The following is a 12,055-nucleotide window of genomic DNA, read 5'->3' as shown; positions in this document are numbered from 1 at the left end:
AGCATCACGAACGACGCCAAAATCACAAACAACTGATATACAAAAGATTGAAAACAGCTACTACACAAAAAGTGTTCAACTTCGGACACCTGTTGTAACCATGCGAACAGGTTAACACCCAATTTTCCTTTTTCAACGACACTTCGACCTCATTCACCGAAACTGAAGGGTAAAGGGGGTGTATCAGGCTTAATTTTACGTCAGAAACTACAAACAAACAATTCAAAATTATTTAAAAACAAAGATCATGAACATCAAGAAAAGTCTTATTGTAGCTGCAGTATTTATGAGTGTTAGCGCTATCACTTTTGCACAGACTCCAGCTGCAAAACCAGCTAAGAAAGAAAAAGCAAAAACTGAAAAAACAGCTGCTGACACTACAAAAGCTCACAAAGCACACAAAGCAGCTGCTACTGCAACTCCTAAAAAAGGTGCATAATTCAGCTAAGACACAAAAGTCTTTCGGGGAGCTGGCCTTAGGGCCAGCTTCTTGCATTTTATAACTATCCTAAGGTTAGATGAATTTGCGGGATGCAAAGAGAATGGGGTTATCTGCCTAATACAATGTCTTATCTCCCTTCGCCTGCCAGTCCTGGAATACTTTAATCGCAGCAGCAGAAGGAAATGCAATAAACGGGATACGCTTGTCTTCGTGGGCTATTCCTATTTCATTGTAAATAAAAGAATCATCGAAATCTATAGCAGCTGCATCTTCTTTAGTGTTCGCAAAATACACGCGTTGCGGGCGGGCCCAGTATATAGCGCCCAGACACATGGGGCAAGGTTCGCAGGAAGTATAAATTTCACAGTCATGCAATTGGAAGGTGCCAAGACGCTCGCAGGCATCACGAATCGCACTTACTTCTGCATGAGCAGTGGGGTCGTTGGTACATAGCACCTTGTTCCAGCCACGTCCTACTATTTCATCACCACGTACTACAATTGCACCAAAGGGACCTCCGTCGCCATGCTCCATGCCTTCGCGGGATAAATTGATCGCAATGGACATGAAGTGTTTTTCTCTTTCTCCTATCATAATGTTATTTTCAATTTAACCAAATTTACTGAAAATAAACCAGCAAAAGTTTTTGCAGTCAGCTCACCCTGCCCGCAAAAACTTTTGAGTGTGCATTTGAATGACCAGGCGCAAAAACCCTTAAGTGCGTGCGTATTATCTACAAGGCGCCAAAACTTTTGAGTGTGCATTTGAATGACCATGCGCAAAAACCACCCTGCCATTCAAACACTGGTACCATTCTATACCAATTCCCACCATAAAAAAACCCGGGCAAAGAATTGCCCGGGTATTCGTAACTGTATATCGTCGTATTTGAATAAACTTATAATCTCTTATACTTAAGCCGTAACCGTCGCCTGATTCCTGATCACCACTACCCCATCAAACACATCCACCAACACTGGCTTACTCTTATCAATATCTCCCGCCAGTATCTTCTTACTCAACAAATTGATAATCTCTTTCTGTATCAATCTCTTCAACGGCCTCGCACCAAACGTAGGGTCATAACCCTGCACCGCCAGGTACTCAAGTGCATAATCAGAGAATTCCAATATCATGCCATTCTGCGCTACCATCTCCTTCAACTGCTGCAACTGTATGTTAATTATTCCCTTAATCTCACTTCTCAACAACGGCTGGAACATAATCACTTCATCCACACGGTTTAAGAACTCCGGCCTGATGGTCTGCTTTAACAAATTCATCACTTCCGCCTTTGTAGCTTCTACCACATCCTCCCTGTTCCGCTCATCGATCTTCTCAAAATTCTCCTGGATAATATGACTACCCATATTGCTCGTCATGATGATAATGGTATTCTTAAAGTTCACCATACGGCCCTTATTATCGGTCAACCGGCCATCATCCAGCACCTGCAACAGGATATTGAATACATCCGGGTGCGCTTTCTCTATTTCATCCAGCAATACTACGGAATATGGCTTACGTCTCACCGCTTCGGTCAACTGACCTCCTTCATCATATCCCACATATCCCGGAGGCGCTCCTACCAGTCTGCTCACCGCATGTTTCTCCTGGTATTCACTCATATCTATCCGCGTCATCATGGTATCATCGTCGAACAGGTATTCTGCCAGTGCCTTTGACAGCTCAGTCTTACCTACCCCGGTTGTACCCAGGAAAATAAAGGAACCGATCGGCTTCTTTGGATCCTGCAACCCTGCACGGCTACGACGAATGGCATCGGATACCGCGATAATCGCTTCTTCCTGTCCTACCACCCTTTTGTGCAGCTCATCTTCCAGTTTCAGTAATTTATCCCTTTCACTCTGCATCATCCGGTGTACCGGAATACCCGTCGCTTTCGCCACATTCTCTGCTATATCTTCTGCATCTACCTCTTCCTTCAGCAAGCGCTTGTGGTCTGTAGACATTTCATTCAGTTCTGCGGTATATTTCGCAATCAGCTCTTCCTGCTCTTTCACTTTACCATAGCGGATCTCTGCCACACGACCATATTCTCCGTTTCTTTCCGCCTGCTCTGCTTCCTGCTTCAGGTTTTCAATCGCAGCCTTTGCATTCTGCAGTTTGTCTACAACCTCTTTCTCTTCCTGCCATTTTGCCTTGAATGTACTCCGCTGCTCGCCCAGTCTGGCGATTTCACCATTCAGTTCCCGCAGTTTGTCTTCATCATTCTCTCTCTTGATCGCTTCTCTCTCAATTTCCAGTTGCCGGATCCTTCTTTCCAGTTCATCCAGCTCTTCCGGCATAGAGTTCATTTCCAGCCTTAATTTCGCCGCACTCTCATCAATCAGGTCAATTGCCTTATCAGGCAGGAAACGGTCTGTAATGTACCTGTGAGACAATTCTACGGCTGCAATGATCGCCTCATCCTTAATCAGTACATGGTGATGGCTTTCGTAACGCTCTTTCAAACCACGCAGAATGGAAATCGCATCCTCTACTCCCGGTTCGTTGACCATTACTTTCTGGAAACGACGTTCCAGGGCCTTATCTTTCTCAAAATATTTCTGGTATTCATTCAGGGTGGTGGCACCTATTGCACGCAGTTCACCACGGGCCAAAGCTGGTTTCAGTATGTTCGCTGCGTCCATCGCACCTTCCATCGCACCGGCACCTACCAGGGTATGGATCTCATCGATAAAGAGGATCAGCTGTCCATCACTCTCAGTTACTTCCTTGATCACCGCTTTCAGCCTTTCTTCGAATTCACCCCTGTATTTGGCACCAGCCATCAGGCTACCCATATCCAGTGCATAGATGATCTTTGACTTCAGGTTGTCTGGCACGTCACCATTGATAATACGGTGTGCCAACCCTTCTACGATCGCAGTTTTACCTACCCCCGGTTCACCCACCAGGATCGGGTTGTTTTTAGACCTGCGTGACAGGATGTGCAGGGTACGCCTGATCTCTTCATCACGACCAATCACAGGATCCAGTTTCCCGGCCTGTGCCAGTTCGTTCAGGTTCTTGGCATATTTCTGCAATGAGTTAAACTGGGTATCAGCAGTCTGTGAATTGACAGTACTCCCTTTTCTCAGTTCAGTAATCGCAGCTTTCAATCCTTTCTCTGTCAGCCCTGCATCTTTCAGCGCCTTAGCGGTGTCATCGCTGCCACCCAGCAGTCCGAGCAACAGGTGCTCTACGCTTACAAACTCGTCTTTGAATTCCTTGATGCTGGAGCCCGCTCTCAACATAGCGTTGTTCGCATCGCGGCTCAATACCTGTCCGGCATCGCCGCTTGCTTTCGCGTATTTATTGATCTGGTCGTCTATTTTAGACGCCAGAAAATTAGTATTGACATTGTTTTTCTTCAACAGGTATTCTATCGCACTATCCTCATCATTAAGCAATGCCTTCAGCAAATGCCCTGTTTCGATGGCCTGCTGCTGGTTGTTAAACGCCAACTGCTGTGCCTTTTGCAGTATTTCCTGCGATTTAATGGTGAAGTTGTTCAAATTCATATCGTTATAATTTCTCCTTTTAGTGTTTCCATGTTTTTCACTTGTAAAAAATATACATCAAAACCTGCTCCAAGTCTGCGAATGCGATATTTTGGCATAAAAAAATGCCCGGGACTGCTCTTTTAACAGCTTCCCGGGCATTCGACTGCTATTATTACAGGTTTATTGCTTCACAAGCACGATTTTCGCCCTGTCTGCCTTGTAAACCACATTATTAAACGCAGCAAAGTTTATCCACTCACTGGCAGGGAAAATTCCCGCCTTGTGGCAGTAACTGCGGATATAGATGACCTGGTTGTCCTTTACCTCTATTTTAGCAGTATACTCCCCAAAGTTACTCTTCAGTATCACAGGCTGCGGTACTGACTCTGAGGTATAGCCTGGCGGAATATTGATCACAACAGTATCTACATTTTTATATGGAGAATAGACATTCACAGGTGAAACCCGGGGCGCTGTTGTTTCGAGTTTTGTACCTGCCTTGCTTAGTAAATTAGGCTCCAGGAACATCCGCTTCCCACTCACCGTTGCATAGTTATGCGCATTGATTTCCATCTCTTCGTCCATCGCAGGCACTGGTCCCGCTATTTCTTTCGCCTCGTATTTATTTACATCATAACTGGGCATCAGGTGATCTTTGCGTAACCACTCCATAATTTTGTCATGAGAAAGGGCGTGATTCATGCCATGCGCATAGTCTTGTTGCAGCGCAGTAGAATGCGTATTGATTTTCACCAGCATATCCCCCGTTTCTGAAACTGTTGCTGAAATACGACGGACTTTCACATTCTGGTCCATGGTATATGCCGGGGTACGTACCAGTTTGCTCCCCTGGTCTGCAATCACCAGCACCGGCCTGTTTGCAGTAAAACTACTCAGGTAACCCGCAGGCAGTGTATTGCTTGTACATTCCAGCCAGGTAGTATCACCATTGCCGGGTACACAGGCGATCATGTGGTTAAACTGGGTAGAGGGGAAATCCTCGACCAGTTCTAAATTCGTATTACCTGCCTGCACCAGCACATAATTGGCCGGTACACCCGCTTCCTTCAGCAGGGCTACCATGTAATTGGACAATGCTTTACAATCGCCGTATCCTTTTGCTGCTACAAAATTGGCGTCAAATGTCTGCCAGCCGCCTATACCCAGTACAATCAGGATATAGCGGGTATGCTGCTGTAAATAGCGGTAAAGGATATCTATTTTCTCCTTCTGCGACTTGCCATCTGTCAGGTCATGCACCGTCTTCTTCACAGGATCAGGCAGTACATCGCGACCCTGGTTGAGGGTGTAAATAAAGTGTCCCAGCTCTTCCCAGCTATTCATATTCCCTTTAAAATCCTGCATTTCAAAGTTGGAAGGCGCCAGCATCACCGTGGTCGTTCTGTCATAAGGTTCCGGAATAAAATCTTCTTCCGGCAGTGCCACCATACCTTTTACTTCCCAGGTATATTGCTGGTTTTCCTTCTCTTTTGCAACTACAGGCTCCCCATTATAATGGTAAGACTTATAGCGTAGTTTATAATCGAAAGGCACGCTTACTGACAGTTTCGCCTGCTCCACTGCATAGTTTTCATCTTCCTGTGGCGTCCAGTCAGGCAGGTAAAAGGCGTGGTTATATTTTACCTCTGTCTCTACCTCTATCGTATAAGGATACACGCTATAACCAAATCGATAGATCTTATAACGGTTATCCGACATCAGCGCCTCATCGCCTACCCCGCTCACATCAGAGATATCACTTTGCCTGATTCTGGATAACTCCACCCCTTCTGCACTTAACAGGCGGCCTTTGATAGACCGCACATCTCTTAGCTTATTATAATACTCGTGGATGCTGGCGAATTTATCGCCTTTGGCATCCAATATAGTCAGCACATAATGCCTGGTCACACGTACTTCACCGGGATTTACCAACCGTACCGTTAGTTCTTCCATGCGCTTTACCACATGGGCATGCTCTTTCAGGTTCGCAGGTATAGCGGAAGCTGGGTATTCCGGGTCCTTAGCCTGCGAAGGTAACAGGTATCCCATGAGTAACAGGGCCAGTCCAATTGATTTATTAAACATGGGTTATACTTTCTTTTTCAGAACAATTTGTTCAGATTGTTTTTTCACAATCACATCGAAGAAATCACGCAGGGTGGAATAATCATCCGGCGTAAAGGTCGCTTTGTTCAGTTTAACCCTGCAGCGGAATTGAACGGTATTTTCATTTTGCTGTATCAGGTACTGGAACTGGCCTTCATCTTCATTCAGTTTCACCATGGTTGATTTTGGCAGCTCTTCTATTACATACCCTTCAGGTACGATCAGGTTCAGCGTATACATTTCATCCACCAGGTACGGCATTTCCACAGGGTAACGACGCTCCAGTGATTTAAACGGATTACTTTTATAGGCTTCTGTCAGCATCGGGTTCAGGTACAACATACCCGCATCGTCCGGGGCCATTTCAAAATCATACTTTACCGATAATGGTATTTCGTAATCATCCAAGTCACTGATCTCTCCATTGGATATGGTAGTTTCCATAGAGAAGCTTTTAGCAATCGGCTTAAAGTACGCATCCTTGCCATTCTTCACGATATCCGCTCTCATTTTGCAGGACTCGTAGTAAGTAGGCTTCTGGGTAAAAGAGCCTTTGATCTTACCACTATCGCCCACCAGCATCACAAAAGTGCTCTTGGCTTCCAGCAGGGTATTCGGATCCAGTGAAATCGGGATGACATCAGGAGACATAATTCTTGCATGCCCGTTGTAGCAGGTATAATCCAGATGGCCAAAGCCCAGGTAAGGCTCGGAAGCATCCAGGAAATACCACTCCTCACCGGTATTCAGCGCCGCAATCGTATAATTGAAACGGCCTACCAGTGGGTACATTTCATAAGTAACACCATTGTCGCGGGTGCTCAATATGAGGGGATGCACGTTCAGACCCGCCCTGCGCAACATAGCTACCAGGAGCAGGTTGATGTCGGCATCATTCCCGTTGTGAGAAGAATAAATGGCTTTTAATGATTTGGACAAATACAGGTCGTCGTGACTGGTGCAGGTAAAATTACTTCTTACATAATTATAAATGCGGCGTGCTTTGGCTGTATCATCGGTAATACCTTTGGTCAGCTCATCTACTTTATCACCCAGGAAACCGTTGTTTTTGTCCAGGCCATCGCCAAAGTATTCAGACTTCTTCAGCTCCTCATACAGTTTAACCCAGGTACCCAATACCGGTTTTACAGGTTGATCCGGATACCTGTAGGCAGAAAGCTGGAACTGGATCATAGATACGTGGTTCCAGATACTGGTGGTGTATTCCTCCTCACGCAGCGCCGGCACATTCTCCGCCTCCCACTTATAGATATTGGTATTGGAGTTGATGGTGTAAAACTGGGTATGACCCGTTTTCCCGCCATAAGAGTTCTCTTCATCATAAGCAATGGTAAAGGACTGATGCCCCTGCGATTTATTTTCCTTAATAGGGATATAACCTGATCGCAGGAAGATGTATTCGTAAAACTCCGGCACTGTTACCTCATACCTGTTATAGATCGTAGGGTAATTGGTGCTCTGGAACTGCCAGGGGTGCAGGCGCATCTTATAAGGAGTCACGATGGTGTAAGCATATTCAATGATACAGCCTTCTTTTACAGCAGGCAGCGTGAACTTTTGCACGACATCGCCTTTTTTGTCAATTTTATCTGTGAAAATGCTTTTGCTGTCCATCTTTGTTTCTACCACCTGTGTCCCTTCCAGGTTATAGGTAGTCGCTTTGATGTCTTTAAGCTTGTTTTCGTCTGTTTCTCCTTTGTAATAATGGATTTTTACAGTGGCGGCATCATAACCGTTTTTGTCCAGGATGCGGATACGGGTGTGACGTTTAAATACCAATACCAGGCCATTGACCCTGTCTGATTCGAAAGAAGCTTCGCCGATATCAGAGATAATCACGGCATGGGCGCCGGTATCCTGCTCAAAACCAGTTTTACTGAAATCTTTCGGATCAACTTTCCCAAATTTAATTTTGTCCTGGGAAAACGCATTCAATGACAATACAATGCCCAGAAACAGGGCAATGGGGAGAACTCCGACTTGTTGTGGTCGCATACTTAAAGTAGCTAAGGTAATAGGATTAATTTACATTAATGAAGATATGTAAAAAGTAGGGTTTCCATAAAAATTTTCATTTTTCTTTAACTTGCAGTCCACATGCAATTGGTAGAAACACATACAGCATTTATAAAAGCGCAGGCAGCAGATCTGGGATTTGATCACTGTGGAATAGCCCGTGCCGTACAGCTGGATGACGATGCCCGAAGACTGGAAACGTGGCTGAACAAGGGTATGCATGGAAATATGAAGTACATGGAGAATCATTTTGACAAGCGGATTGACCCCAGGAAACTGGTGGATAACGCCCGGTCGGTGATTACGTTATTATTAAACTACTACCCTTCGGAACAGCAGGTACCCGATGCCCCCCGGATTTCGAAATATGCTTATGGAAAGGATTACCATGAGGTGATCAAAGCGAAACTGAATACCTTGCTGGCCAGGATGCAGGAGAGCATGGGCGAAGTGAGCGGACGGGGGTTTGTCGATTCGGCACCTGTATTGGAAAGGGCCTGGGCGCAAAAGAGTGGGTTGGGATGGCTTGGTAAAAACGGGAATCTCATCCACAAGCAGGCAGGGTCGTTCTTTTTTATCGCTACGCTCATTACGGATGTGCCATTGGTATATGATAACCCTGTAGGAGATTATTGCGGGTCCTGTACCAAATGCCTGGATGCCTGCCCAACGGGCGCGCTGGTAGCACCGGGCGTGGTAGATGGCAGCAGGTGCATCTCCTATTATACGATAGAGCTAAAGGAATTGCTGATTCCTGAAAAGATGCAGGGGCAGTTTGATAACTGGATGTTTGGGTGTGATACCTGCCAGGATGTATGCCCCTGGAACAGGTTTTCAAAGCCGAACCAAACAGTAGAGTTTACCCCGATACCTGAAATACTGAATTTTTCCACGAAGGATTGGGAGGAACTAACGGAGGAGGAGTTTAGAAGGATTTTTAAACATTCGCCCATGAAACGATCGAAATACGCGGGTATCAGAAGGAATCTGAACTTTTTGGAATTGTAAGGGATTCACCCGGCCACAGGCCCATTGCTCATTTATTTTAACGTTATTTTATCTTTTCTTTTCCGTACATTGTATGACTTGCCAACAAACTTACTCTATCGGGGGTTACTAAAAAGAGTCTTATAGTATTATGGAAGAAGTACAGGTTTTAACTGCTCCGGGATTGTACGGATCGGGGCCGCAACACTGGCAGACAATATGGGAAAACCTGCCGGGTGTAAAGCGAATAGAACAGAACAACTGGGATCAACCCGAACTAAACGACTGGATCAACAGCATAGAAGATGCGGTATCCAAAGCCGGTCCTGATGTAGTGATCGCAGCACATTCCCTGGGATGCCTCGCCCTTGCCCACTGGGCACAGCATACAAAATTGAAGATCCGCGGCGCGCTGCTGGTAGCTCCACCAGATGCAGACCGAACGGGATTTCCGACAGTAGCGAAAAGCTTTGCGCCTACGCCGTTACAGCCATTACCTTTTAGGAGCATTGTGGTTTCGAGTACCAATGATGAATATGCGAGCCTGCAGCGGGCAAAGACCTTTGCGAATGCATGGGGAAGCCGGTTTGTGAATGTGGGGGAAGCAGGGCATATTAATGCGGAGAGTAATTTAGGGGAATGGGAGAATGGGCAGACGTTGGTAGAGGAGTTAGTAAGGAATTGGGAAACGTTGTAAAGAGGGAAGGTTTAAAGGAGAATGGGCAGACGTTGGTGGAGGAGTTAATGAGGAATTGGGAAACGTTGTAAAGAGGGAAAGGGTTAAAGGAGAATGGCAATAGGAAAATAATACATCTGAGAAGGTAACTACTTTAAGAAGATTATCACGCTCATTAGGCCAATGTTTAAATGCAGACGAATACAGGCAAATCCCTAAAACATTCAACTTATTTAAAAAAATGAAAGGCTGGAAGATTCCAGCCTTTGTTATTCCACGTCATCTATGGCGTTATGCCAATTCTTTTATCGCTGACCTTTTAACAGGTAAATAGCTTCATTCCATCTCAGCTCATTCCTGAACTGATACAAATCAGTGCCCTTACCAATCTTCACATACTCGATACCCGCCATGTCGGCAAAGTCCTGCATATGTGCACTACCCAGGTTCTGGCTATAAACAGTATGGTGTGCGCCACCTGCCTGGATCCATGCTGCACAACCTGTACGCATATCTGGCAGTGGTTTCCATAACACTCTTGCTACCGGCAGTTTAGGCAGGTCCTGTACAGGTTTCACTGCTTCCACTTCATTTACCAGCAAACGGAAACGGTTGCCCATATCAATCAAAGATGCATTGATAGCAGGTCCCGCGTCTACATTGAATACCAGTCTTACAGGATCGGCTTTGCCACCGATACCCAGCGGATGGATTTCGCAGCTTGGCTTACCGTCTGCAATAGAGGAACAGATTTCGAGCATATGTGCGCCCAGCACCAGCCTGTTAGCCGGATCGAAATGGTAAGTATAGTCTTCCATGAAGGAGTTACCACCAGGCAGACCACTACCCATTACTTTCGCTGCTCTTACCAGTGCAGAAGTTTTCCAGTCCCCTTCACCGCCAAAACCGTAACCATCTGCCATCAGGCGCTGTACAGCGATACCTGGCAGTTGTTCCATGCCATGGAGGTCCTGGAAAGTATCCGTAAATCCTTTGAAGTTTCCATCTTCCAGGAATGCACGCAGTCCCAGTTCAATCTTAGCAGCGGTACGCAGAGAAGCGTGTTGGGCAGCACCTTTTACGAGGGAAGCACTCAATTTATATTCATCTGCATATTCAGCTACCAGTTTGTCGATGCTGGCGTCGGAAACCTGGTTCACGAAATCCACCACATCGCCGATGCCATAACCATTTACGGAATAACCGAACTGTAACTCAGCTTCCACCTTGTCACCTTCCGTAACCGCTACTTCGCGCATGTTATCGCCGATACGGGCAAATTTTGCCCCCTGCCAGTCGAACCAACCTGCGGCAGCTCTGAGCCAGGTATTCAGTTCGCCGATCACATCAGGATCCTGCCAGTGGCCACATACCACTTTGCGCTCGATGCGCATGCGTGACATCATAAAACCAAACTCTCTGTCACCATGGGCTGACTGGTTCAGGTTCATGAAGTCCATATCGATCTCACCCCATGGAATATCCCTGTTGAACTGGGTATGGAGGTGTAATAAAGGACGTTGTAATATTTTCAGCCCCCTGATCCACATTTTGGCAGGAGAGAATGTATGCATCCAGGCAATTACACCGATACAGTTTTTTGCGGCATTGGCTTCCTGGCAAATGGCATAGATCTCTTCGGGGGTTTTTACAGTAGGCTTGAATACGATCTTAACGGGAATGGCTGGATCGGCGTCCAGGGAGGCAGCGATGGTTTGAGCATGCGCAGCCACCTGTTGCAGGGTTTCTTCTCCATAAAGGTGCTGGCTACCGGTCACGAACCAGGCTTCAAGTTGCTTCAACTGTATCATATGCTATTGAATTTTTTTGTGATTAGTATTTATGGTTGTCCGTTTACGGAAATTGGATGACAGGTTTTGGATTACAGTTTTCGAATTCCTGTTTTCTGATGACGAGTATCGGATTACAGCTATTTCTTTATTGTTTAAAGATTATAGCTTTCGAATTACAGTTATCGAATTTCAGTTACCGGTTACCCTCGTCGAATTCCTGTTTTCTGATGACGAGTATCGGATTACAGCTATCTCTTTATTGTTTAAAGATTGCAGCTTTCGAATTACAGTTATCGAATTTCAGTTACCGGTTACCCTCGTCGAATTCCTGTTTTCTGATGACGAGTATCGGATTACAGCTATCCCTTTACTGTTTAAAGATTGCAGCTTTCGAATTACAGTTATTGGATTTCAGTTACCGGTTACCCTCGTCGAATTCCTGTTTTCTGATGACGAGTATCGGATTACAGCTATCCCTTAACTGTTTAAAGATTATAGCTTT

At 45.7% G+C, this 12,055-nt stretch carries 8 protein-coding genes; 3 read left to right on the top strand and 5 right to left on the bottom strand.

The window, feature by feature from the left end:
• Positions 1-247: 247 nt before the first annotated feature.
• On the top strand, positions 248-439 hold the full coding sequence (locus tag SIO70_RS20735; RefSeq protein ID WP_320573930.1) for a hypothetical protein: 192 nt from the start codon (positions 248-250) through the stop codon (positions 437-439).
• A gap of 117 nt (positions 440-556) precedes the next feature.
• Here SIO70_RS20735 and SIO70_RS20730 read toward each other — a convergent pair whose 3' ends face one another.
• The 4 genes from SIO70_RS20730 to SIO70_RS20715 form a co-directional block, all read right to left on the bottom strand.
• The gene (locus SIO70_RS20730) at positions 557-1,036 is read right to left on the bottom strand and encodes a nucleoside deaminase (protein WP_083723065.1); all 480 of its coding nucleotides are present in this window, start codon (positions 1,034-1,036) and stop codon (positions 557-559) included.
• A 320-nt stretch (positions 1,037-1,356) separates the two neighbouring features.
• Positions 1,357-3,969: an ATP-dependent chaperone ClpB gene (gene clpB, locus SIO70_RS20725; RefSeq protein ID WP_320573929.1), complete on the bottom strand. Its 2,613-nt coding sequence runs from the start codon at positions 3,967-3,969 to the stop codon at positions 1,357-1,359.
• 162 nt (positions 3,970-4,131) lie between these two features.
• Positions 4,132-6,039 (bottom strand): DUF3857 and transglutaminase domain-containing protein, encoded by a 1,908-nt coding sequence (locus SIO70_RS20720; RefSeq protein WP_320573928.1) that lies wholly within the window; start codon positions 6,037-6,039, stop codon positions 4,132-4,134.
• A gap of 3 nt (positions 6,040-6,042) precedes the next feature.
• Positions 6,043-8,076, bottom strand: coding sequence for a DUF3858 domain-containing protein (locus SIO70_RS20715; protein ID WP_320573927.1), 2,034 nt, complete (start codon positions 8,074-8,076; stop codon positions 6,043-6,045).
• A gap of 102 nt (positions 8,077-8,178) precedes the next feature.
• On the opposite strand from SIO70_RS20715, the gene queG reads away from it, so the two are divergent.
• Together queG and SIO70_RS20705 are read left to right on the top strand one after the other, a co-directional pair.
• Positions 8,179-9,105, top strand: a complete 927-nt coding sequence (gene queG / locus SIO70_RS20710; RefSeq protein WP_320573926.1) for a tRNA epoxyqueuosine(34) reductase QueG — start codon at positions 8,179-8,181, stop codon at positions 9,103-9,105.
• Between the two features lie 130 nt (positions 9,106-9,235).
• Complete coding sequence (locus SIO70_RS20705) at positions 9,236-9,781, top strand: alpha/beta hydrolase (protein WP_320573925.1); 546 nt, start codon at positions 9,236-9,238, stop codon at positions 9,779-9,781.
• Between the two features lie 284 nt (positions 9,782-10,065).
• Here the strand turns inward: SIO70_RS20705 and araA are convergent, their stop codons facing one another.
• The gene (araA, locus tag SIO70_RS20700) at positions 10,066-11,571 is read right to left on the bottom strand and encodes an L-arabinose isomerase (RefSeq protein ID WP_320573924.1); all 1,506 of its coding nucleotides are present in this window, start codon (positions 11,569-11,571) and stop codon (positions 10,066-10,068) included.
• Between the last annotated feature and the right edge of the window lie 484 nt (positions 11,572-12,055).

Origin of the sequence: Chitinophaga sancti, assembly GCF_034087045.1 — a bacterium.
Taxonomy (GTDB): domain Bacteria; phylum Bacteroidota; class Bacteroidia; order Chitinophagales; family Chitinophagaceae; genus Chitinophaga; species Chitinophaga sancti_B.
This window is presented reverse-complemented; position numbering and strand designations above follow the sequence as displayed.

Bases quoted from the DNA above. Each gene is read 5' to 3' on its own strand.
- SIO70_RS20705 (WP_320573925.1), top strand. From the start codon at position 9,236: ATGGAAGAAGTACAGGTTTTAACTGCTCCGGGATTGTACGGATCGGGG.
- SIO70_RS20715 (WP_320573927.1), bottom strand. From the start codon at position 8,076: ATGCGACCACAACAAGTCGGAGTTCTCCCCATTGCCCTGTTTCTGGGC.
- SIO70_RS20720 (WP_320573928.1), bottom strand. From the start codon at position 6,039: ATGTTTAATAAATCAATTGGACTGGCCCTGTTACTCATGGGATACCTG.
- clpB (WP_320573929.1), bottom strand. From the start codon at position 3,969: ATGAATTTGAACAACTTCACCATTAAATCGCAGGAAATACTGCAAAAG.
- SIO70_RS20730 (WP_083723065.1), bottom strand. From the start codon at position 1,036: ATGATAGGAGAAAGAGAAAAACACTTCATGTCCATTGCGATCAATTTA.
- SIO70_RS20735 (WP_320573930.1), top strand. From the start codon at position 248: ATGAACATCAAGAAAAGTCTTATTGTAGCTGCAGTATTTATGAGTGTT.
- araA (WP_320573924.1), bottom strand. From the start codon at position 11,571: ATGATACAGTTGAAGCAACTTGAAGCCTGGTTCGTGACCGGTAGCCAG.
- queG (WP_320573926.1), top strand. From the start codon at position 8,179: ATGCAATTGGTAGAAACACATACAGCATTTATAAAAGCGCAGGCAGCA.